The organism is Thermomicrobiales bacterium (assembly GCA_041390825.1).
In the GTDB taxonomy this organism is placed as follows: Bacteria; Chloroflexota; Chloroflexia; order Thermomicrobiales; family UBA6265; genus JAMLHN01.
On record JAWKPF010000031.1, the window covers coordinates 1 to 22,594 of the forward strand.

Annotated in this window: 20 protein-coding genes; 12 read left to right on the plus strand and 8 right to left on the minus strand. The window is 61.8% G+C overall.

What is annotated here, in order from left to right:
* Together R2855_15450 and R2855_15455 are read right to left on the minus strand one after the other, a co-directional pair.
* The coding region (locus R2855_15450; protein ID MEZ4532390.1) for a hypothetical protein at positions 1–1,542 on the minus strand (1,542 nt) is incomplete at its 3' end.
* A gap of 14 nt (positions 1,543–1,556) precedes the next feature.
* The gene (locus R2855_15455) at positions 1,557–2,600 is read right to left on the minus strand and encodes a hypothetical protein (protein MEZ4532391.1); all 1,044 of its coding nucleotides are present in this window, start codon (positions 2,598–2,600) and stop codon (positions 1,557–1,559) included.
* Between the two features lie 243 nt (positions 2,601–2,843).
* Here R2855_15455 and R2855_15460 point away from each other — a divergent pair, with 243 nt between their 5' ends.
* Positions 2,844–4,733, plus strand: a complete 1,890-nt coding sequence (locus tag R2855_15460; protein ID MEZ4532392.1) for an endonuclease/exonuclease/phosphatase family protein — start codon at positions 2,844–2,846, stop codon at positions 4,731–4,733.
* Here R2855_15460 and R2855_15465 read toward each other — a convergent pair.
* Positions 4,730–5,545: a creatininase family protein gene (locus R2855_15465; GenBank protein ID MEZ4532393.1), complete on the minus strand. Its 816-nt coding sequence runs from the start codon at positions 5,543–5,545 to the stop codon at positions 4,730–4,732. The two genes, R2855_15460 and R2855_15465, sit on opposite strands and share 4 nt — an antisense overlap.
* Positions 5,542–6,522: an NAD(P)-dependent oxidoreductase gene (locus R2855_15470; protein MEZ4532394.1), complete on the minus strand. Its 981-nt coding sequence runs from the start codon at positions 6,520–6,522 to the stop codon at positions 5,542–5,544. The genes R2855_15465 and R2855_15470 overlap by 4 nt, the downstream gene beginning before the upstream one ends.
* A gap of 267 nt (positions 6,523–6,789) precedes the next feature.
* On the opposite strand from R2855_15470, the gene argH reads away from it, so the two are divergent.
* Positions 6,790–8,226 carry an argininosuccinate lyase gene (argH, locus tag R2855_15475; protein ID MEZ4532395.1) on the plus strand — a complete coding sequence of 479 codons (1,437 nt, stop codon included), beginning with the start codon at positions 6,790–6,792 and terminating at the stop codon, positions 8,224–8,226.
* Positions 8,175–8,699: a GNAT family N-acetyltransferase gene (locus tag R2855_15480; protein ID MEZ4532396.1), complete on the plus strand. Its 525-nt coding sequence runs from the start codon at positions 8,175–8,177 to the stop codon at positions 8,697–8,699. The genes argH and R2855_15480 overlap by 52 nt, the downstream gene beginning before the upstream one ends.
* Before the next feature lie 110 nt (positions 8,700–8,809).
* Here the strand turns inward: R2855_15480 and R2855_15485 are convergent, their stop codons facing one another.
* On the minus strand, positions 8,810–11,167 hold the full coding sequence (locus tag R2855_15485) for a xanthine dehydrogenase family protein molybdopterin-binding subunit (GenBank protein MEZ4532397.1): 2,358 nt from the start codon (positions 11,165–11,167) through the stop codon (positions 8,810–8,812).
* A gap of 110 nt (positions 11,168–11,277) precedes the next feature.
* Positions 11,278–11,715, minus strand: coding sequence for a hypothetical protein (locus R2855_15490; GenBank protein ID MEZ4532398.1), 438 nt, complete (start codon positions 11,713–11,715; stop codon positions 11,278–11,280).
* Positions 11,716–11,795: 80 nt separating this feature from the next.
* On the opposite strand from R2855_15490, the gene R2855_15495 reads away from it, so the two are divergent.
* The gene (locus R2855_15495) at positions 11,796–12,950 is read left to right on the plus strand and encodes a CoA transferase (GenBank protein ID MEZ4532399.1); all 1,155 of its coding nucleotides are present in this window, start codon (positions 11,796–11,798) and stop codon (positions 12,948–12,950) included.
* A gap of 39 nt (positions 12,951–12,989) precedes the next feature.
* Here R2855_15495 and R2855_15500 read toward each other — a convergent pair whose 3' ends face one another.
* Positions 12,990–13,823 (minus strand): hypothetical protein, encoded by an 834-nt coding sequence (locus R2855_15500; protein MEZ4532400.1) that lies wholly within the window; start codon positions 13,821–13,823, stop codon positions 12,990–12,992.
* 128 nt (positions 13,824–13,951) lie between these two features.
* Positions 13,952–14,407 carry a VOC family protein gene (locus R2855_15505; protein MEZ4532401.1) on the minus strand — a complete coding sequence of 152 codons (456 nt, stop codon included), beginning with the start codon at positions 14,405–14,407 and terminating at the stop codon, positions 13,952–13,954.
* 414 nt (positions 14,408–14,821) lie between these two features.
* Here R2855_15505 and R2855_15510 point away from each other — a divergent pair, with 414 nt between their 5' ends.
* The 8 genes from R2855_15510 (at position 14,822) to R2855_15545 (ending at position 22,448) form a co-directional block, all read left to right on the plus strand.
* A complete protein-coding gene (locus tag R2855_15510) occupies positions 14,822–16,474 on the plus strand; it encodes an ABC transporter substrate-binding protein (protein ID MEZ4532402.1) in 1,653 nt (550 codons plus the stop codon).
* Positions 16,475–16,548: 74 nt separating this feature from the next.
* On the plus strand, positions 16,549–17,484 hold the full coding sequence (locus R2855_15515; protein MEZ4532403.1) for an ABC transporter permease: 936 nt from the start codon (positions 16,549–16,551) through the stop codon (positions 17,482–17,484).
* On the plus strand, positions 17,484–18,380 hold the full coding sequence (locus R2855_15520) for an ABC transporter permease (GenBank protein ID MEZ4532404.1): 897 nt from the start codon (positions 17,484–17,486) through the stop codon (positions 18,378–18,380). The genes R2855_15515 and R2855_15520 overlap by 1 nt, the downstream gene beginning before the upstream one ends.
* Positions 18,380–19,396, plus strand: a complete 1,017-nt coding sequence (locus R2855_15525; protein ID MEZ4532405.1) for an ABC transporter ATP-binding protein — start codon at positions 18,380–18,382, stop codon at positions 19,394–19,396. Before R2855_15520 ends, R2855_15525 begins: the two co-directional genes overlap by 1 nt.
* Positions 19,393–20,394 (plus strand): ATP-binding cassette domain-containing protein, encoded by a 1,002-nt coding sequence (locus R2855_15530; protein ID MEZ4532406.1) that lies wholly within the window; start codon positions 19,393–19,395, stop codon positions 20,392–20,394. Before R2855_15525 ends, R2855_15530 begins: the two co-directional genes overlap by 4 nt.
* Positions 20,395–20,559: 165 nt before the next feature.
* Positions 20,560–21,687, plus strand: a complete 1,128-nt coding sequence (locus R2855_15535; GenBank protein ID MEZ4532407.1) for a glycosyltransferase family 4 protein — start codon at positions 20,560–20,562, stop codon at positions 21,685–21,687.
* A gap of 18 nt (positions 21,688–21,705) precedes the next feature.
* Positions 21,706–22,302, plus strand: a complete 597-nt coding sequence (locus R2855_15540) for a CDP-alcohol phosphatidyltransferase family protein (GenBank protein MEZ4532408.1) — start codon at positions 21,706–21,708, stop codon at positions 22,300–22,302.
* Positions 22,299–22,448, plus strand: a complete 150-nt coding sequence (locus R2855_15545; protein ID MEZ4532409.1) for a hypothetical protein — start codon at positions 22,299–22,301, stop codon at positions 22,446–22,448. Before R2855_15540 ends, R2855_15545 begins: the two co-directional genes overlap by 4 nt.
* Positions 22,449–22,594: the final 146 nt, after the last annotated feature.

A 22,594-nucleotide genomic window follows, 5' to 3' on the forward strand; every position in this document is an offset into this window, starting at 1 on the left:
GTACTTGTTCAACTCATCGACGAAGACGATCAGCTTGTCGACGCCTAGTTCATTCCGCTCGGCCAATCGCCAAAGCCGGTCGATCGTCGAGGCGACCAGCAACTCCTGCACGTTCGAGTTGCAATGCGCGATATCGACCACGCGCACTTCCTGATCGGTGAAGGAGCTATCGACCTGGGGCAAGTTGCCGTAGTCGACCTCGCCCTCGGTCAGCAAGCCGCCGAACTTCGAGGAGAGACTATTGAACCGGTTCTTGGCTTTCAGGATGGTGAACTTGTGATGTCCATGCCACTCGCTACCGCCTTCCAAGTCGATCTCGGCCAGCGCCTCGTCCAGTCGTTTGAGAAGCGACTTGAGCGAGGTCACTCGGTGGTCGTCGCGTAGCTCAGCGATGAGTCCCCACATCTTGTCGTCGAGGTCGGACCGTTCGAAAACCTTGTGCGGCATTGCCAGCAGCGGGCGGATGCTCCAAAGCACCGGTTGCACGACCGATGTTTCGGCCGTGTTGTCCCGCAAGGTGTTGAGCCGTGACTTTTCGCTGAAGCTGCCGAGCATGACCCTGTCGCCCGACGGTTGCTGTCCCGGTTTGAACGGCGCAAAGATGCGCAGATTGGTGAACGGTTCGATGGCAAGGCCGAGGGCGTCATACGCCTCCAGGTCAGCGTCGGAGAGCGGCTTGAACTTGGCGGCTTCGTAGGCGTCCCGCAGGTCGTCGTCCGGAACAGCGCTCTTGTCGAGCCAGATCAGGTCAGCGCCTTTGACATTGAACATCAGCGCCGCGACGCTCTTTTCCTCCGAACGCATGCGCTGGAAAACGGCGCTCGTCAGGAACTGGACGTGACTGGTCTTGGTCGCCAGACCTGATTGTCCGGTCCAGTTGGCGTGACCTGCTTCCGGACCGAGAAGATAGTGCTCATCGATCCAGATCGGCGACCGCTGGAAGAGAGGGAATCCCTTTTCGTCGGTAACGACGTTCCCTAGCGCGTCCCGCTGGGCATTTCCATTCGTATGCAGCAACGCCGCGATTGGCGCACCGGCAAACTCGTGCTTGCCCAACGCATAGTCGATGGCCTCATGCGTTGCGTAGTAGACAGGCCCGGCGATGACAGGGCGATGAGAATCGACATCGTCGCGCTCGTGCTTGGTGCGGAGAACGGTAACCTCGAACACCAGAATCTCGGGCCGCTTGCTCAGCGTTTGGCTCTCGATGGCTTCTTCGATCTGACGGTCGTAGAAGTCGTCGAGAAAGGAGCGCAGATCGGAATAGCGCCGAGGCTCGTCCACCACGCCGATGACCGCTGCGTCCTCCGAGAAGCCAACCACGATGTGTCCTACGTCGAGCGCGCGCTGATCCTCGATCGCCCAGAAATAGAAGCTGTGCGACCCCGCTGGTTCCTGCTCGCTGGCGACCACCCGTCCGATGGCGCCGTGTTGCTGGTCGATAAGATTGCCGAAAAGCCCGCGTAACCGTGGGTCGAGCCGGGATCCCGGTTCGGCCTCCAGCTCATCGACAAGTTCCGCGAGTTCTTCGAGGTCCACCATGATCGTGTCGTTTCCTATCGGTCGGAACCAGCGGCATCCCAGCCGCGGGTATTGGCGTCGAGATAGCGCTTGAGCGTCTGCTCGAGGTGATAGATCGGATAGAGCAACGTCGCCCAGCGGTCGTCGCCGGTCGCGCGAGGGCTCCGTTCAGCCAGCAACGCGGCGGAAATCGCATCGATTTCAGTCGACGACTCGATTTCCCCCGAGACCTCGATACGCACCAGCCCATGCCGTGGATCGAGCCCGGACGCGTCCCGCAAGCGCAGATACCACCCGGTGATCGGGTCGCCTCCCGCGCGTTTGTGCATACGGAACGCGGCCGTGCGATGCGCTTCCGGCATGCGATAGAGCTCGGCCGCGCTCGGTCCGGTCAGATAGTGACGCGAGAACGATTTCACCAGCCCAATGGCTTTGCGATTGTCACCGCGCAACCGTCCATCGAGCACGATCCAATCATCGCAGCCGCCAAAACGCGCGCACCATCGATCGTAGACCCGTTCCTCATGCTCGGCCCGCGCCCGCAGCGCCACGTCATAAATCAGCGATTCCATACGGGAATAGTCGTCCAGGGTCTCGCTGCCAAGCTCGCCAAGCGGATCGCGAATCTCGATTTCCTGTGCCTCCAACATCGCCCGGAACTGCCGCACGTCCGGATCTGGACAATCCCGCGGCACGATCCAGATCGCCTGGAAGTCCATGGTGCCCGCGCAGACCTTCCCCAATCCACGCGGTTCACGCTCCAGCACCGCTGCCGCGAAGATCGACTCGACAACGGGAAACGTAGAGCTCACGAATCGGGGCACTGTGCGCTGAGCGCCATCCAGGAAATACCTGATCGGGATGCTCTCGCCGCGATCGACTGCGCGCACGATTCGGCCTGGATCCTCGATCCATTCGATCGCCGGCCGTGCTGCGCCATCGTCCTCGACGGCTGGACTACCCTGCGCGTAGGTCAATTCGAGCGGTTCGCCGCTGCGGATTGCACGCAGATCGAGACCGGATCGATTGACATGTCGCTGGACGGCGAGCTGGCGCGCTGCATACGACGCGGTGACCACGATGACTCCGTAGAAAACAGAACGTGCGTGCTAAACGGGAGTATAGCAGTCGCGCCGGGCGACGCATCATCGGGGTGTTGTCATTCTACCTGTTGGGACTCCATGCGCAAGCCAATCGATAGCGACCAACCACTGAGCGAGCTTGCCGAGCTCGCGATATGCTTATGTGAACTCACATGATCGAATATCGTTCACCTTGGCCACACCAGTTCGCACCATCACCGGTCAGAGGGGGACAGTCAGATGGAGAGCTTCAGACGCCGCATACCCGGCAAAGGTGTTGAGAGACTCGATCTTCTCGTGCTCGCGGCAATGGCCACGCTGGCGCTGCTCCAGGCGCATCGCGTCTTCGTTCCCTATCTCGTGTTCGAAATCGACCAGAGCGAGCGCACGAGACTGGCAACGAACGCCCTGGTCGTGTTCGGGCTCACCTTTGGCGGCGCGTTGCTCTTTCGATTGGCCGGACCGCGCATCACGCTGGCAGTCGCGGTGGCGCTGCTTGTCATCGGGCGACTCTCCATCCAGTTCTCCGAGGATCCGGGAATCCGTTGGCGGCTCGCCGCAGCGGCTGTGATCGCGTGCTGCTGGCTCCTCATCGTTGTGCTGCCCCAGGGCGGCACTCAGGTTCCACTCGGAGTAGGCTTCGCTTTTGCGCTCGACCTGCTGGCGCGCGGAGTTCGCGACACGCTCGATCTCCCCTGGATGCCCGGCATTGGGTCGCACTTGACGACGATTGTGATGGTGACCGTCCTGGTGCTCGCGGCGTTCCGTTGCGCATCGTCCGGGAAGATCGCCGACCAAGAAGCTTCGCTCGTTCCCAGCGCACGCTTCATCGGTTTCGGTTCGGCGCTCGCGCTCTGGCTCGTAGCAGCAGGAAACCCCGGTTTCGCCGAACTTCGCTCCGAACTCGGCCTTGCCGGATCCTTCGCCCTGCTGGCGGCAGGCGCCGTACTGGCGCTGTGGCTCGAAGTCGCGGCTCCTGCCCGATGGGCAGCTGTGCGAGAAGGGCGAGCGTTCGGCCTCGCGGTTGGTTTGCTCGGAATGCTTGCGATCGCCACCTGGGCGTACAGCGAACGCCGATGGCTCGAATTGATCATGACGCCGGTGATGGCGTTCGCGGTGACCGGGTTGGCGATGCGCACGGTCACTGGACCAACCGAAACGACAACCCCCGGTCGATGGCGCTGCGGAGCGACACTCACGATCGGACTGCTCTTGCAAACCGCCTTTGTCTTTCTCTATTTCGCTCGCTCCGGGCCGATCGAGTTGCTGCTGGCCCCGATGATCGTCCTGACGCTAAGCACCCTGGCAGTCGAACGGTCCGCTCCCGTCTCGAGACCGGAACGACGAATGCTCGCGTTCGGAGCTGCAGCGACGACCATCGCGCTGGCGTTGACGATTCCGGTACTCGGCGCCGGTGGAGATTCGTCTTCGAGCGCAGCTGATTCGTCCTCAGTGCGGGTGATGACCTTCAACATCCAGGAGGGGTTCTCGAACGAGAACATCTGGAGCCTGGAAGAGACCGCGCGGACGATCGAAGCGCATGATCCCGATATCGTCGTGTTGCAGGAGATCACACGCGGCTGGTTGGTCATGAGCTCGACCGACCAGGTTCACTGGTTGGCCGACCGGTTGGGAATGGAGCTCGCCTACTCCGGCAACTCGCATGACGAACTCTGGGGAAACGCAATCCTGACCCGCTTGCCCATCGTTTCGACCGACTCCGTGATCTACACGACGACCGATAACCTGCGGCGCGGCGCGGTTGCCGTGGAGGTCGAGACCGAGAACGGAAATCTGGTGGTCATCGACACGCACCTCGACAATCCAAAGGGCGCTACCGAGGTGCGGGTGCAGCAAATCCAGGAGCTGCTCGCCTTCTGGGACGGGGTCACGCCTGCCGTCATCGCGGGTGATTTCAATGCCGATCCTGGTTCGCCCGAATGGCAGGCAATCATCGATGCGGGCCTGGTGGACAGCGGAGACGGAAGCTCGGAAACGACCTCCGAGGACGAGCGTCGCATCGACTACATCTTCGTGACACCCGATCTGAAGGTCGACGAGTACACAGTACCCGACGTATGGCTCTCGGATCATCGTCCGGTGGTGGTCGAGCTTTCCCCGCTGCCCTAACGCGCGCGCGGATGGCGCGGATCGCTCGCGGCCGGGGGCGGCTCGATGCCGGACATCCAGGCGCCGTTCATCCATCCGTTGGCGGCGAGATTGCGCAGGAAGGGGCCGACCTCGGCAGCGATGGCATCGACGATCGCTTCACCCTCTTCGGCCGACCCCTGTGACGGAGCCCCGCTGTAACCATGCGGGACCACGTTGCTGAACGGCCCGCGGACATTGACTGGCTCGGTCGCAATTTGCACCGGGAGATCGACCGCCCGTTCCTGGCGCGCAAGATGCGGCGCGGCGTAAAGCGTCATCGACATCTCGGACCGGCCGCCGTGGTCTTCGTCGCTTTCGAACTCGGTGCCTGCCAGCAAGCGTTGCGCCATCCCCTGCCAGCCCCCAAAGAGCGCGACCGCCATCCCATGCCGGTCGTTCAGCTCACGTGCGGCGTTCTCGGCGCATGGCGGATTCCCGTCGTGCGCGGTGACCACCAGGAGACGCTGGATATCGTTCTTCCAAAGCGACTCCCCGATATCGATGATGACATTGGTCAGCGTCTCCGGCCGCAGTGAGAGACTCCACGGCCAGTTGAGCATGTGCAGCGACATGCCATAGCTCACTGGCGGGAGCACAACCGCGGTTCCGATCTCCCAGGCAAGCCGATGCGCCAGCGTGTCGGCGGCAATGGTGTCGGTCGAGAATGGCAAGTGCGCACCGTGGTACTCGGTAGCGCCAACCGGCAGCACGGCGGTGTCGTAGCCACCTTCCCGCAGTTCCACGGGAGTCAACTCAGCGAGCGCCGGGGCGCGTTTTGGCGATGCGGTCATTGCGGTCCGTTCTCCTGAATCCAGGTCAGATACTGCTTCATTCCATCCGCAAAGGGTGTCGAGGGGACCCAACCGAAGTCGCGCTGCATTCTGGCGTTGCTTGGCACGGGGCCCGGTTCGTCGCCCGCAACAAGGTAGTTGGCCTCGTGCTCTGGCACGACCCGATATTCGAAGTTCGGGAGGTGCGCCCGGAACTGCTCCAGCACATCGCCGATCGAGTAGAGCTTGCCGCAGGTAACGGAATAGACCGGTTCCGGCAGGTTCGGTGTGGCCCAGGCGCGCTCTATCCCTTCGGCGATGTCCTCGACATACGTCCAGTCGAGATACGGCCCTTCGAGCGAGTTGATGAGCACCGGTTTGCCTTCGGCGTAGAGCCGCAGCATTTCCCGCGGTTCGGTGCCCCCCTTGTACCCCGGTGTGTCCCGCTCCATCGGCCCATAGACATTGGCCGGACGCATGGAGACGATATCGAGCCCGTAGAGTTCGGCATATCGCTGGCAGATCCGTTCGCTGGTGTGTTTGGTGATGCCATAGAGCCCGGTGGCCGTGGATGGCGTGGTCTCGTCGGTTTCGGCTAGCTCCGGGTGGCTGCCAGTGGCCGCGCAGGAGGAGACATAGACGAATCGCTCGAACCCGTCGAGTTGCCGCGCGACATCGAGCGCGTTCATCGTGCCGAGCAGATTGACCTCGACGATCCGTTTCGGCTCGGCCATTTCGCGATGGCGTCGCGGAGTGATTGCGGCGGTATGGATGATTCTGGTCACGCCGTGCTCGCGGGCCGCGGACAACATGGCGTCGGCATCGGTGACATCGCCATGCACGAAGACGACGTGTTCGATTGCAGTGCCAAGCAGATCGCGCAGCAGTTCGTCGACCGCCATGAGGTCGTACGAAATGACCGTTTCGCCGCGTTGGGCCAGCCGGCGCACGATGTGACTGGGAACCCAGCCGTTGCCTCCCGTAACCAATGTCGCCAAATTCGTCGTTCCCGTCCTTCAGCGTTCAGCCTATGGGCGCATACTACACAACAGCAGGTTTCTGGGAACCTGCGCTGGTGGAAGAACGGGTTTCCGGCACCCGGGAACGGGGGAGATTCTTCACGTCGTTCAGGATGACAGTCTCTGAGAACGGTGAGCCGCCCTGTCATTCCGAGCGCAGCGAAGCATCTCGTTCGCCGGACTCGTCCAGAAATCGGCGGCAGGTCCAAACGCGAATCGCACGACACGAAGCAGGTAGAGGGCACCTTGGTACAGAAACGACTCTGGGGCGGACGGTTCGCGACCGCGCCTGACGAGATTGCCGCGCAGTTCACCGCCTCGATCCTTTTCGACAACCGCATGGTGCGCGAGGACATTCGCGGCTCGGTCGCGCATGTGCGCATGCTCGGGCGGCAGGGCATCATCGAGCCGGACGAGGCCGCGGAGATCGAGCGCGGGCTCTGGTTGGTCTGGAACGAAGTCGAATCCGGCACGTTCGATTTTTCGGTGCAGGATGAGGATATCCATACAGCGGTCGAAAACCGCCTGCGCGCGTTGATCGGTCCGCTGCAGGGCAAACTGCACACCGGCCGCAGCCGCAACGATCAGGTCGTCACCGACACCCGGCTTTGGACCAAGGGCGCGTTGCTCGAACTCTCTGCAGGTGTCGTGAACGTGATCGACGCGTTGGCGGAAGTCGCCGCGCAGCACGTCGAGACCGTGATGCCGGGCTACACCCACACCCAGCGGGCGCAACCGGTGGTGCTTGGGCATCACCTCCATGCCTATATCACCATGTTCCAGCGCGACCTGCAGCGGCTCAGGCAAGCCTACCAACGGGCCGACGTCTCGGCGCTCGGTTCCGCCGCCATGGCCGGCGCAACCTACCCGCTCGACCGCGAATTCGTCGCCGCCGATCTGGGGATGGGCGGCATCAGCGTCAACAGCATGGACGCCATCGCCGACCGCGACTTTGTGCTGGACGCGCTCTACGCGATGTCGCTCGTCCAGCTTCATCTCTCTCGTCTGAGCGAGGAGCTGATCTACTGGTCGAGCGGCGAGTTCCGTTTCGTGACCATCTCGGATGCGTTCTCGACGGGCAGCTCGATCATGCCGCAGAAGAAAAACGCCGACGTCGCCGAGCTGACCCGCGGACGCTCGGGTCGGGTATTCGGCAATCTCGCCGGCACATTGACCATGCTGAAGGGTCTGCCACTCACCTACAACAGCGATATGCAAGAGGACAAGGAAGCGCTTTTCGAAGCGTTCGATACGGTCAGCAAGGCGCTGGCGGTCTATCCCGGCATGATCCGAACCTTGACCGTCAACAAGGAACGAATGGCGGAAGCGGCGATCGCCGACTTTATTCTCGCTACCGATGCCGCCGACCTGCTCGCGAAGAACGGAGTTCCGTTCCGTGAGGCGCACGAGGTGATCGGTGGTCTGGTAGGCAAGTGCACCGCCGAGAACCGCACCTTCGCCGATCTCACCGACGCCGAATGGGCCGAAGTGCACCCGGTATTCGGCCAGCAAAAGCCACCGCTTACCGCCGAAGAAAGCGTGGCGCTGCGCGATCTGCCCGGAGGCACCGCGCCACGGCAAGTGGCGATGGCGCTCGAGCTGGCGGCAGCCGCGACCGAGGACGCGCGCGCATGGGTCGCGGGAGAGCGCGACGCGCGGGAAGCGGTGCTGTCGAAGCCATGACGATCTTTTCCACCCGGCCGAGCAGGTTGCTGACGTTCCAGATTCGGCAGGCGGAAACCGAGGACGATTTGCAGGCGGTCTATGCGCTGCGCTCGCGGGTCTTCCGTGAGGAGCAACGCCTGGCCGACCTTCCCATGACCGATCCCGATGAACACAAGAGCATTACCCTGATGGCAATTCAGGACGGCCATTTGATCGGCACCGGACGTCTCTCCCCTCCGGCGCCGCAACGGCTGGCGTATCTCTCCTGGATCGCGACCGAACGTGAGTACCGCAAGCATGGCGTCGGCTCGGCCATTGTCACCGAGCTGGTCGATGCGGCCGACCGGGCCGGCTACCCCATGACGCTGCTCAGCGCCCAAACCCACGCGATTCGCTTCTACCGTCAGTTCGGCTACAAACCCTTCGGCACGGTCTTCACCGTGCGCGGCATCCCTCACCAATCGATGTCGCGTTCTCGACCAGCATCCTGAGACAGGTCGCCCTGGTCCAGAACTGCTCGATCTCCCCAGTCGTTGACAACGAAGACGGCGGCACGAATGAACCGTGCCGCCGTATCGAATTCTTTTGGCTTCGTTGCCGCTCAGTCCGCCGCTGAGGCAGTCGCTGTCGCGTCCTGCACCGCCCGCCAGATCTTCTCAGGCGGGAACGGGGTGTCGATATGCGTGATGCCGAACGGCTCGAGCGCGTCGATCACGGCATTGGCCGTGGCTGGGGTCGAGCCAATTGTGGCAGCCTCGCCGATTCCCTTGGCGCCCATCGGATTGAGATATGTGGGCGTCGTGGTGTGATGCGTCTCGAAGATCGGGAAGAACTCGGCCTTTGGCAACGCGTAGTCGTTGAGCGTGCCCGTCAGCAACTCGCCATTGTTGTCGTAGTGCAGCTCTTCCCACAGCACCTGGCCGATGCCCTGCGCCAATCCACCATGCACCTGCCCAGTCACCAGCACCGGACTGATGATGTTGCCGCAGTCGTCGACCGAGAGATAGCGGACGAGCTTGATCTCGCCGGTCTCCGGGAAGACTTCGACCACCGCGATATGCGAGCCGAAGGGGAACGTTTCTTCCGGCACTTTGAAGAAGTCGGTGGTGTCGAGACCCGGGGTCACTCCGTCTGGCAAATCATCTGAGTACGCCTTGTCGGCGATCTTAGCGAGGGTGACCGAGCGGTCGGGCACACCTTTGACCTGATACTTGCCCTGCTTGAGCTCGATGTCTTCTGCAGACGCTTCGAGGATGTGCGCCGCAATCGCGCAGGCCTTGATGCGCAGATTGTCGAGCGACATCATCAGCGCTGCCCCGCCGGTGGCGAGTCCGCGGCTGCCCATGGTGCCGTTGCCCTGGGGAGTGTTCGCGGTGTCGCCGTGATGGACCACGACGGTGTCGAAGTCGGCCCCGAGGTACTCAGCCGCCAGCTGCGCGAACGTCGTCTCCTGTCCCTGGCCGTGCGGTGAGATGCCAGTGTAGATCGTTACCTGGCCGCCCTTCTCGACGCGAACGGTCGAGCTCTCGAACGGCCCGAAACCGCAGATTTCGACATAGGACGCAACACCGATCCCCAGATAACGGCCTTCCTTGCGCAGCTTCGCCTGCTCCGCGCGCAGCGCGTCGTAGCCGATCAGCTCCTTGGCACGGTCGAGCGCTTTCTGATGCTCGGCGGAGTCGTACGTCTCGCCGGTCAACGTCACGAACGGGAACTCGTCCGGTGGAATGAAATTGACCTTACGCACCTCGGTCGGATCGAGACCGCCTTCGTCGGCCACCAGATCCATCAGCCGTTCGAGATAGTAGGTGGCTTCTGGGCGTCCAGCGCCGCGATACGCGCCATTTGCCATGGTGTTGGTGTACGCGCCGATGACCTCGTAGTCCACATTCTCGATCTTGTACGGACCGGTCGACATGACCCAGGTGCACCAGGCGAGATCGAGTGCCTTGGGATAGGCGCCGGAATCGAGCAGCACGCGCCCCTTGAGAGCAACGATCTTGCCATTCTCGTCCGCGCCAACCTCGAACTCGCTCCACTGGTTGCGGCCGTGATTGGTGGCGAGGAAGTTCTCCGACCGCGTCTCGACCCACTTGACAGGCCGATGGTGCTTGAGGGCGAGCGCCGAGATGACAAAGTCCTCACCGTAGGCGCCGATCTTGACTCCGAACCCGCCGCCGACCTCGGGCGCGATGCACCGCACCTGGTTTTGGCTCAGACCGAGGGCATCGGCAATCGAGTTGCGGTTCCAATGCGGCGCTTGCGTCGAGCTCCAGAAGGTGAGCCCGCGCGTGATTGGATCGGGCGTCGCCAACACCGCGCGACCCTCCATCGGAACCCCATGGCAGCGAGGTTCGCGGATCTTCGCTTTCACCTTGATCGATGCGTTGGCCATCGCCGCATCGACATCGCCATGCACGCTCGCTTCGCGCACGCTGATGTTGTTCTTTACCTTGGAATAGAGCTGCGGAGCGCCATCCTTGACCGCCTCGTAGGGGTCGATGACCGCTTCGAGCTCCTCATAATCGACCATGACGAGATCGGCGGCGTCGCGCGCGATCTCGACACTCTCGGCCACGACCACCGCAATCGGATCGCCGATGTAGCGCACCTTGCCGGTCGCGAGCGGCTGCACCTTGGGCACATAGATCTCGCCGTCACCGACTTCGTCCTGGTCGTAGAGCTCCAGCTGCGTATCGCCCACCGGATGGATCGGATAGAAGTCCTTCAGGATCGTGCGCAGTTCTTCGCCGTCCATAACGTCGATCACGCCCGGCATCGCCAGCGCTTCCGACTTGTCGATTCCCTTGATCTTGGCGTGGGCATAGGTGCTGCGCACGAACACCGCGTGCGCCATCCCGCTCAGCTTGATGTCATCGACGTACGTTGATGTTCCAGTGATCAGGCGCGGGTCTTCCTTCCGTTTGACCGATGCGCCGACGTAGCTACTGAGCACCATGGTTGCGAACTCCTGCGTTCTTCTTCCATCCATCCGATTGGATTCGGTTTCGCGTTCTCGAATTGTAGCCCGATCGCCTGCGCTGCACCTCGCGGGAACAACGTCGTCCGTCAGGGGTTGGGCTGATCCCCCAATGCGCGCAGAGCGTCCAGAACATGCGGCAACGCCCCGAGGTACTTCGCCTGCTTTTCTATGGTCAAGCCTGCGGACAGCGACGGGTCGAGGTGGTCCAGCAGATCGCAGATCTTGACTGAGATTGCCAGGCGGTCTCGCGAGTGGACCACGGTCGCAACATAGTCCTCATATGACTCCTCGCCTCGGGTAAGGAGATGGATCGCCGCGAGTTCGGCATCGGTCACCCCGGCGGCGCGTAGTTCGCTCAAGGTGACATCGGAGTCCTCGAGCATGTCATGCAACAACCCAACCGTTGCATAGTCCGGCCCCTGCCGGGCAGCCAGCTCCCCCACCCTCAACGAATGTTCCAGCTTCTCAGGTGAAAGCTTTTCCCTGGCGAGCGCTAGCTGTTCTGGCTCGAATCTGACACTCATGGCACGCTCCACATTCGCTTGCGCATTCTCCGGTACCATCTGCGAGATACGATCAGGATCGATCAAGGCAGCATGACACAATGGGAACTCTCGACGGAATCCGCGTCCTCGATCTCAGCCGGGCACTGGCCGGGCCCTTTGCAGCCATGCAACTGGGCGACATGGGCGCCGACGTGATTAAAGTGGAGGACCCCGGCGCCGGCGATACCACCCGTGGCTTTCCACCCCACTGGAACGGCGAATCGACGTACTACATGTCGACCAACCGCAACAAACGCGGGATGATTCTCGACCTCAACACCGAACGGGGCCGCGAAATCGCCCTCGAGCTGGCATTGCGCTCGGACGTGCTGATCGAGAATTTTCGCGCCGGCCAAATGGAAAAGTGGGGTCTTGGCTGGGAGCGCTTGCACGAACTCAATCCCCGCCTGATCTATTGTGCCGTATCGGCCGCCGGCCGGGAGGGTCCGGACAAGGATCGCATCGGCGTCGATTTGCTCATGCAAGCATATGCCGGGTTGATGAGCATCACCGGTGAGGCCGATGGGGAACCGGTGCGCACTGGCACCTCGGTGGTCGATCTCAGTACTGGCGAGATGGCGCTAAGCGGCATCCTTGCAGCGCTCTACCATCGCGAACGGACTGGAGAAGGGCAACGGATCGACGTTTCGCTGTTGGGAACCACGATCGCCTGGATGACCTATCACGCGGTCGCTTATTTTGCGACCGGAAAGATTCCCGGCCGATCTGGATCGCATCATCCATCCGTTTCACCCTATGGCGGTTATCCCACTGGCGATGGCTACTTGGTAGTGGCGATCGCGTTCGACAATCATTGGTCGCGGTTCTGCGAGTTGGTCGGACGCCCGGACCTGATCGACGATCCCCGTTTCGCTCGCAATCCGGACCGCGTTGTCAACCGCGCCGAGCTCGACCCGATCATGGCCGAAATTCTGGCGCCCAGAGGAGCGGTCGAATGGGCTGGCATGATGGACGCGGCCGGAATCCCCTGCAGTCCTATCCATGACATGGCGCAGGCCATGGCGCTGCCACAGGTGGTTTATCAGGAGTATGTGGCTGACGTGCCCCATCCAGATATCCCCGACCTGCGCATGCCCGGCATTGCGCTCAAGTTCTCAGCAACGCCGAGCACCATCACACGCCACCCTCCAAAGCATGGAGAGCACACAGCCGAAATTCTGGCCGAGCTCGGATTCGATCCAGGCGGCGACTAGAGCCTCTCAGCGGCAACCTGTCGCGAACGATGGGGCTTGCTACAAGATGATGCCGCCGCCACCGCCACAGTCGCCGACGGTGCACATCGGATGGCACCAATCATTGCATTCGGGATATTCCCGGTTGCAGACACCTGCATAGAAATCGTGCGTGGCCCCGTTGCACGGCAGGCAATCGAATGCATCGATATTGAAGCATTGTCCCCACGGCCCGTTCGGAATGGGACCGACGGCGTATTGCTTCCAGCTTGGATTGCTCGGATCCGGGGCAAAGCAAGTCGTCAGATCCGGGCAATCATCGATGAACAGCGAGACATCGCTGAACTCACTCGGCAACTCACGGTCTTCCTGCTCTTCGTACCATGACGTGAGGCCGTCCTCGGTGTAGGCGTCCAGCACGCGTGCGTCGTAACGCAGCGTTGCGCCCCCGTCAGCGTCGTACTCCCGCGTGTAGACGGGGTTGAAGAGTTCGACAACGAGCACGTCTCGCTCGCCCTCGGGCGTGCGGACGACCGCAGCGGCATTGGGAGGATTCACCGGCGTAAACCCAAGCCCTTCGAGAAACCGATCGGTCGGCATCGTTCCGACGATCCGTTCTGGGCGGTCGGAGAAATAAAGCGACTGGGTGCCGACCCCGCGCAGGGTGAGTTCGTAGACATCATCCGCATCAGGCTTTGGGCGCCAGCTTCCGGAGTCTGCCAATTGAACGAAGAGAAATGCTGGTCCTTCCTCGGGTTCCGGAGTCGCCTCTTGCGCCGCCTGCGCGCGCAACAGGCTGAACCCTGCCATCCCAGCGCCGGCAACCATGACGGCTCGACGTGAAAACTCCCCACGCCCATCAATGACTGCTGTGAACTCCTGGTCTCCTGCCATTCTGGTCGACTCCCATCGTGACACGCAACGGACGAAGAACGCGCCATCGCTTCACGGGCGAAGGGCGCTCCCCAGTAGTTCGTTGACCAGCCTCACAACTGCCGCATTCTATCCGTTGTTACGCCTGACTACAGGCCGCCTGCCTTGATGATGCGCTCGTGGTGCGGTTCATCTGCGAGGTCGCCGAGCCACTCGATCGGTTGCAGGATGATGCCAAAGGCGCTCTTGGGTGAAATGAGCGCTTCCTTGCGGATGCCGTCGAGCGTGCGTTCAGCCGAGACGCGCGCGCCGAGTTCCTTCGCGTTCGCGAGAAACTCGTCCAGATCGTCGACTTCCACCCCGACGTGCTGAATGCCCTCGCCGCGTTTCTCGATATGCTGGGTGACGAAGCTCTCTGGCGTGGTTCCTTCCAGCATCGTGATCAGGCTCTCGCCCATCAGGAAGTACGCGACGATGTACTCCATCTCGACGTTTTCCTTCTGGCCGAGATAACGCGCCCCATAGACCTGCTCGAACCAGGGACGCGACTCCTCGATGCTCTTTACCGCGATCGCCACATGATCGATTTTCTTGACCGCTGCCAACTGCTCCTCCTCGACGACGAATCACAACTCAGTAGCCTGATTCTAGGGGAGAACTGGCGCTTCGGCTGGGCGAGCTCGAGGAGCGGCCCTCCGCCACCACAGGCGCCCCGATCGCTCCTCGGTCAGCATTGACCGCCACATTGCACTCGACCGAAGGACCAAGGCCTCTCGTCTTGTCACAAGACTGGCGGGTCCAGGTGCTCCAATCCAAACAGGATCCGACCGCGCCTGGCGGAACTCGGCAGACGATCACCATCGACGTCAGGGCACGATATGCCGGCCGGGTTGTAAACTGCTCACGCATCATTCACATTGATTCTTCGGATGGTGCGGTACCATCCGCGGCTGTTGCATCTCGACCGAAAACCAACTGGACAGACGAGTCCGACTATGGACCATCAGGAGGATACGAACGTGTCGAACACGCGAACGCGGCTTTCAGGGCGGGAATTCGACCGCAAGATGTACGCGTATCTCAATGGCCTGCAGCAACAAAGCCTCTCACGGCGAGGGGTGCTGAAGGCTGGGGCCGCCGTTGCTGGCGCGGGAGCAGCAATCGCAGCCATGCCGTCGATTCTTCCTGGGATCGGTGTGCTGGCGCAGGACGGGGAGACCCTCACCTTCGGTCTCGAATCCGATCCGCGCGCTGTCGAACCAGCCCTCGGCTATGACTTCACCGCCAATGTGGTGATCTGCAATATCACCGAAGGTCCGGTCATGGTCGATCCCTCTGGGGCATTGCAGCCACTCCTCGCCGAAACGTACGAACAACCAGACCAACTCACCTACATTTACAACCTCCGGTCCGGCGTGAAGTTTCACGACGGTTCTGAGATGACCGCTGCCGATGTGATTGCATCGATCGAACGTGTTCGCAACCCAGCCATCGCCTCGCCGATGGCGTGGATGTTCGACCCGGCTGAGTCGATCGAAGCCACAGGGGACATGCAAGTCACCATCAAGCTGACCGAGCCCTCTGGAACCTTCCAGTACGTCATGTCGACGACCGCCGGTCACGTCATGCCGAAGAGCCTGATCGACTCGACGCTCGATACCCCGACTCAGAGCCCGATCGGCACCGGTCCGTACAAGTTCGACTCCTGGGAAGCCGGCAGCGAGATTACGTTGCAGAAGCACGACGAGTACTGGCAGGAGGGCAAGCCCTACTTCCAGACCGCCGTTTTCAAGGTCATTACCGACCCCACCACACGAACCGCTGGCTTGAGCACCGGCGAACTGCAAATGGTGCGCGATATTCAGCCGGACCAATTGGCAGTCGTTCAAGGTATCGAAAACGTCGAACTTCTGGAGGTTGTTGGCTACACCTGCGAGATGGTGGTCATGCGCAACGACCAGGAGCCATTCAACGACGCCAACGTGCGCAAGGCCGTTAGCATGGCGATCGACGTGCCGTCGATCCTCGAGAACCTCTACCTGGGGGCAGCGGTGCAGGCGAACTCGACCACGGTTCCACCGACCATGCCAGGTTCCGCGGCCGATCAACTCGCACCGGTCGCCTTCGATGTCGATGGCGCGAAAGCGGCGCTGGCCGAATCGGCCTTCCCGGACGGGTTCGACACGAAGCTGCTGGTCGACTCCGAAAGCACCCTGCGCGTTGCCGAGGCACAGGCGATCCAGCAGATGCTGGCCGAGATCGGGGTGAATGTCGAGATCGAGCAAGTCCCCCAGGCGGACCGTATCACAGCCTTCCAGACGGGCGAATACGAAGGAATGGCATTCCACGAATGGGGCGCCGACTTCCCGGATGCAAACGGAATGCTGCTGCCCCTCTTCCTCTCCACCAGCATCCCGCCGCAGAACAACCAGTCCTACTACAGCAATCCAGATGTGGACGCGCTGTTGCTTGGGGCAGAGGCGGAAGCCGATCCCGAAACTCGCACCCAGATGCTGATCGACGCGCAGAAGCAAATTGCGGCAGACATGCCACTTGTTTGGCTCGACCACAACAAGTGGTTCATGGCCAAGGACAAGAGCCTGACGGGATACACTATTCATCCGCTCTTCTATTGGGATGCGTTCATGCGCGATCTCAAGAAGGCCGAGTAACAGCCTGATCCACCGCGAGCGCCCGGAGCCGACAATGGTCCGGGCGCTCGTTTCGTTCCACGACGAGAACCTCCATGGCGCGTCTCATCGTCAGTCGGCTGGCGACCCTCATTCCGTTGATGCTGATCGCAACGTCGATCGTCTTTTTCCTGGTCCGCTTCGTACCGGGCGACCCGGTCCGCATCATGGTCGGCGGCCAGCGCATTAGCGAAGCGAACGTGCAGAGCATCCGCGAGCAATATCGGCTCGACAAGCCGCTGTTGGCACAGTACGGCTACTGGCTCAACGATCTGGCCCATGGGAGTCTGGGAGATTCGTTCCGGCAACGCGCTCCTGTCCGTGATCTGGTGCTCGAACGGCTTCCGATCACACTCGAACTCGCATGCTATGCCTTTCTCATCTCGATGCTGATTTCGATACCGCTTGGCATCATTTCGGCCCTGAGGCGCAACTCATGGATCGATGTCGGCGCATCGGTTTTCAGTTTGATTGGGGCATCGTCTCCCGTCTTTTTCACGTCGATTCTGTTGATTCTCGTGTTTGCCTACAAGCTCCAGTGGATGCCTGCGCTCGGACAGGGTGACGGTGGATGGGATACCGTCAAGCACCTGACGATGCCCGCCATCGCTCTCGGGCTTTCCCTTGCGGCCATCACGACGCGCATCACGCGCAACGGGATGATCGAAGCGCTCTCCCAGGACTACATGGTCACCGCGCGCGCGAAGGGACTTTCCCCACGCTCTATTGTTTTCAAGCACGCGCTGCGCAATGCGCTCATTCCGATCGTCACCGTGGCCGCGCTGCAGTTCGGCTTCTTGCTGGTTGGCACGGTACTGGTGGAATACACCTTTGGCATCGGTGGGCTTGGGTCATTGCTGGTCGATTCGGTGCAACGGCGTGACTATCCGGTGGTGCAGGGCACCACTGTCTTCATCGCTATCGCCTTTATCGTGCTCAACCTGGCAGTAGACATTCTGTATGCCATCATCGACCCACGGATCAAGTACTGATGTCCGCCATCGCAACCGAGCTCAGCCCTGACCTGGAACCGCTGGCGGATACGCCCTCGACCTGGAACACCTTCTTCTGGAAGTTTCGCCGCAATCGAAAAGCAGTGGTTGGTGCGGCCATCGTCGGTTTCCTGCTTGTTCTCATGGTGTTCGCTCCCTGGCTGGCGCCAAAAGATCCATTGCACGGTGAACTCAGCGCTACTCTGGAAGCCCCCGGCAGCGAGTTTTGGTTAGGAGCCGACCGCAACGGCCGTGACGTGCTCAGCCGGCTGATCTGGGGGAGCCGCACCGCGCTGGGCGGGGCGTTCGCTGTCGTGCTGATCAGCGAGTTGATTGGTGTGCCGCTTGGCATCATTGCCGGCTACCGCGGCGGTTGGTTCGACACAGCGGTCATGCGCGTGCTGGACATCATGCTCGCATTCCCGCCGTTGTTGCTTTCGCTGGCCATCGTTGCTGCGTTCGGCCCCTCGCTTCAGAACGTCGTCATCTCGCTTGGGATCCTTTACGTTCCCTTCATCGCGCGTGTGGTTCGCGGTGTGACGTTGGTGCAGCGCGAGATGACCTATTCAGAGGCAGCGCGAGCGATGGGTTACCCGAAACGGCGCATCATCTTCCGGCACATTCTGCCGAACTGCATCGGGCCGATCATTGTCGTGTCAACGCTCGATCTGGCCTATGCGTTGCTCGATCTGGCGGCGCTCTCCTACTTGGGGCTCGGTGTGCAACCGCCCACTCCTGATTGGGGCGCGATGCTTTCCGAAGGACAGGGCGTGCTGTTGACGTCACCTCACCTTTCGCTCGCGGCGGGATTCATGATTCTGGTCGCAGTACTCGGATTCAACCTGCTCGGCGACGGGCTGAGCGACGTTCTCGATCCTCGCCAGGGTGGCCGCTGATGAGCATTGCTCCCATCCTCGAACTCGACGATCTGCAAGTCGAGTTCTTCACTCGCAATGGCCCGCTCCGGGCGGTCGATGGCGTCAGTCTTTCGATTCAGCCTGGTGAAACGCTCGGGCTCGTCGGCGAATCCGGCTCCGGCAAGAGCGTGACCGCGCGCGCCATCATGCGCCTGGTGCCAACCCCTCCGGGCCGCTATGCCGGGGGGCGGATTCTCTTCGAGGGACGCGATCTGCTGACCCTGCCGGAAAAAGAGATGCAGGCGATGCGCGGCGGCCAAATTGCCATGATCTTTCAGGATCCGATGACCTTCCTGAACCCTGTCTATACGGCCGGCGAGCAAGTGGCCGAAGCGATCCGCGTGCACCAGGGCGCCAGCAAGGCGGAAGCGAAAGCGCAGACGATCGAGCTCTTCCGGACAGTCGGCATCCCAAACGCCGAGGCGCGCTTCACGGCCTATCCACATGAGCTCTCCGGTGGATTGCGGCAGCGCGTCATGACCTCGATGGCGCTCTCGTCACGGCCCAAGTTGCTCATCGCCGACGAACCGACGACCGCGCTCGACGTCACGATACAGGCGCAGATTCTCGACCTGTTGCGCAATCTGCAGCAGGAACTCGGAATGAGCATCCTGCTCATTACCCATGATCTGGGTGTCGTAGCGGAGATGTGCGACAAGGTGGCGGTCATGTATGCCGGCCGCATCGTCGAGGAAGCAAGCGCCGAGCCGCTGTTCGACGATCCCGGACATCCCTACACGAGTGGACTTCTGGAGGCAATTCCCAATGCCGGGAGCGATGGCGCTCCCTTCCGGCCGATCCCAGGATCCCCTCCCGACCTGGCACGCTTGCCGCAGGGGTGCCGTTTCGCGCCTCGTTGCCGGTATCGGCAGGAAATCTGTGTTTCGACATCGCCGCCCTTGGTCGAGATCGCGCCCGGACATGAAGCGCTCTGTCACTTCGCCGGCACCTATCGCGCCAACCTGACCGAAACCGCCGCCGGGGCCGCTTCATGAGCGACTCGGCTCCCCTGCTCCAGGTCAAAGGGTTGGTAAAGCACTTCCCGCTACGCGGCGGGTTCATCGATCGCATTCAGGGGCGGCCAGCCCAGGTGATCCGCGCGGTCGACGGTGTCGACCTTTCGATCCGCGACGGAGAGACGCTGGCGCTGGTGGGTGAGAGCGGATGCGGAAAATCGACAACCGGCCGCTGCATCCTCTACCTGCAAGACCCAACCGCGGGCACCGTCTCCTATCGTGGGCGTCCCATCGATCCAGGCAATGCCGCAGAAATGCGCGAGCGGCGCAAGCAACTCCAGATCGTCTTCCAGGATCCGAATTCGTCACTCAACCCGCGCATGACGGTCGGTCAAACGTTGGAAGAAGCGCTTGCCTTTCACAAGATCGTTCCAAAATCAGAGCGATCCAACCGGGTGAGCGAGCTCCTGCACACCGTCGGCCTCGATGCGCACTACCGGGCACGGTATGCCAACGAGCTCTCGGGAGGTCAACGGCAACGCATCGGCATCGCCCGCGCACTGGCGGTCGATCCGGACCTGATCGTGGCCGACGAAGCAGTCAGCGCGCTCGATGTCTCGGTGCAAGCGCAAATTCTGCAACTCCTGGCGCGACTCCGGGAAGAACGCGGGTTGGCCTATCTCTTCATCAGTCATCAGCTGGGCGTGGTGCGCAGTATTTCCGATGCCGTCGCGGTCATGTATCTCGGCAAAATCGTGGAGCAGGCGCCCACCGAGACGATCTTCCACGCTCCCCTCCACCCCTACACCCAGGCACTGATGGCCGCCGCCCCGATACCCAATCCCCGCGCGCGCCGGGAACGGATCATTCTGACCGGCGACCCGCCCAGCCCGGTCAATCCACCCAGTGGATGCCGTTTCCGCACCCGTTGCCGCTACGCCACCGACCGCTGCGCCGCCGAAGTTCCCGAACTGCGCGAGATCCAGCCGTCTCACCTGGTAGCGTGCCATTTCGCCGGCGAACTCGACGGTGCCTGAGACCTGCCACCTCTACGACAGCCCAGGGCCAAGAATCCACTGTCCGCTGGACTTCGGACCCCGGACACTGGTCCCCGAACCCACCTTTGGTATCATCCGAGACCGGAAGGGAACCCGCATGGCTGAACGGTTCGAACTGCTCATCGTTGGTAACGGCTCGGCTTCGTGCCCGTGAAGATCGCGCAGGTCACCCCGTACGACATGTCGCATCCCGGCGGCGTGGCGCAACACATCGAGAATCTCAAGCGCGAGTTCGAGAAGCTCGGGCATGAGGTGGTGATCCTGGCTCCCAAAGCACGACAAGGCGGCGTCGAGGTTCGCGACGGCTTCTACGGCGTAGGCCGGACCATCCCCATTCCCGCCAACGGCTCGAAAGCCCGCCTGATGTTCGACGTCACCCTCTACAACGCTATCAAGGAAATCCTCCAATACGAAAAGTTCGATGTCATCCACTGCCATGAGCCGATGACGCCGCTCCTTCCCTACATGGTGTTGCTCAATTCCCGTTCCGTGAATGTGGGCACGTTCCATGCCGCGCGGGACACCAATCCCTGGTATGGCATGCTCAAGCCGTACTTTTCGATCCTCATGAATCGGCTCGATGGCAAGATCTGCGTCTCGGAACCAGCCAAACAAAACGTGATGCAGTATTTCCCGGGGCACTACGATGTAGTGCCAAATGGCATCGACATCGAGCGGTTTGGCGAGCATATGGAGCCGTATCCCTGGGCGACGACCGGCACCCCCCGCATTCTCTTCGTTGGCCGATACAACGAGGCCCGCAAGGGCTTCAAATACCTCCTCCGCGCGATGCCGCTCGTTCAGCAGCAATATCCGAACGCCCGGCTCCTGGTTGTGGGTCCAGGCGATCCCGACCGATACCACGAAACGATCGATCGGTATCAGATTCGCAACGTCGAATTCATCGGCGAGGTCTCGCAGGAAAGCCTGCCGCACTACTACGCGAGCTGCGATGTCTTCTGCGCCCCGTCGATCTATCGCGAGAGTTTTGGCATCGTGCTGCTGGAAGCGATGGCATCGATGAAGCCTGTCGTTGCCAGCGATATTCCCGGCTACGCCAGCGTGGCGACGAACAACAAGGACGCCTTGCTGGTCATGCCGCGCGACCCATCGGCCATCGCGTTGGCCATCGTCAGGCTGCTGGCGGATGCCGATTTGCGCGCGCGTCTGGTGCAGGCCGGACAGAAAACGGCCGATCACTATAGTTGGCCGCATGTCGCGCAGCGGGTGCTCGATGTCTACGCACGGTCGGGCGCGGCCGTCTCGGTCTAGTCGATTGGGAGGGCTGACGTGATCTCAGAGCGGTTGGGAACATGGGCGCGGCAGAAGATGCTGGTGGTCGGGGCGTTCCTCGGCAAGTTCGGTGTCACTCCGAACATGCTCACCATCGCGGGATTCATCCTGAACTGCATCGTGGCGGCCATCATTGCTTCGGGGCGCGGCCAGCTTGGGGGTGTCTTGCTCCTGTTCGCCAGCGCGTTCGACATGCTGGACGGGGCAGTCGCCCGCTCGACCGGCAAGACATCCAAATTCGGTGGCTTTTTCGATTCCACAGTCGACCGCTATTCCGAGATCATCGTCTACGTCGGTCTGCTCTGGTATATCCTGGGAACCGATGACTGGAAGTGGGGCGCCATGCTGGTGCTCCTCTCGGCCACCGGCGCAGTGATGGTCAGCTATGCGCGCGCGCGCGCCGAGGCGGCCGGCTGGAAGGCGTCGGTTGGCATCCTGGCACGGCCAGAGCGCGTGGTGGTGCTGTCGCTTGGACTGATCATCGACAGGCCAATGTGGGCGCTCATCATCCTGGCCATCGCCACCAATCTGACCGCTGTGATGCGCATGGCGCACGTCTGGCGTGAGTATCAGAAAGAGCTCAAAGGCTCGTGAGCTTTCCCGAAGACGACGCTCCCGAAGGGCGAGGCAGTTCGCCAGAGGATGTCGCTGTGGCAGCGCGCGGCTGCCAGGCGATCCTCATCATGGGGTTCGTGATCGTCGTGCTGATCATCCTCTTCATCATCGCCGAGCAGTTCTGAGTCCCGGATCTGCTGCCAAAGACCAGCGGCCGGGCGGACGAGCGTTTCGTCCCGGCATGCAACCGCACGGAATTCCTCATTCGTTCGCCGCTTGCGTCACAATCGTGATGAGTTGCACTTGGGCGTACTACCGCGAGAGCGACGCT

Excerpts from the sequence above, each read along its gene's own strand:
- R2855_15460 (MEZ4532392.1), top strand. The coding sequence starts at position 2,844 with ATGGAGAGCTTCAGACGCCGCATACCCGGCAAAGGTGTTGAGAGACTC.
- R2855_15465 (MEZ4532393.1), bottom strand. The coding sequence starts at position 5,545 with ATGACCGCATCGCCAAAACGCGCCCCGGCGCTCGCTGAGTTGACTCCC.
- R2855_15480 (MEZ4532396.1), top strand. The coding sequence starts at position 8,175 with ATGGGTCGCGGGAGAGCGCGACGCGCGGGAAGCGGTGCTGTCGAAGCC.
- R2855_15485 (MEZ4532397.1), bottom strand. The coding sequence starts at position 11,167 with ATGGTGCTCAGTAGCTACGTCGGCGCATCGGTCAAACGGAAGGAAGAC.
- R2855_15490 (MEZ4532398.1), bottom strand. The coding sequence starts at position 11,715 with ATGAGTGTCAGATTCGAGCCAGAACAGCTAGCGCTCGCCAGGGAAAAG.
- R2855_15495 (MEZ4532399.1), top strand. The coding sequence starts at position 11,796 with ATGGGAACTCTCGACGGAATCCGCGTCCTCGATCTCAGCCGGGCACTG.
- R2855_15500 (MEZ4532400.1), bottom strand. The coding sequence starts at position 13,823 with ATGGCAGGAGACCAGGAGTTCACAGCAGTCATTGATGGGCGTGGGGAG.
- R2855_15515 (MEZ4532403.1), top strand. The coding sequence starts at position 16,549 with ATGGCGCGTCTCATCGTCAGTCGGCTGGCGACCCTCATTCCGTTGATG.
- R2855_15520 (MEZ4532404.1), top strand. The coding sequence starts at position 17,484 with ATGTCCGCCATCGCAACCGAGCTCAGCCCTGACCTGGAACCGCTGGCG.
- R2855_15525 (MEZ4532405.1), top strand. The coding sequence starts at position 18,380 with ATGAGCATTGCTCCCATCCTCGAACTCGACGATCTGCAAGTCGAGTTC.
- R2855_15530 (MEZ4532406.1), top strand. The coding sequence starts at position 19,393 with ATGAGCGACTCGGCTCCCCTGCTCCAGGTCAAAGGGTTGGTAAAGCAC.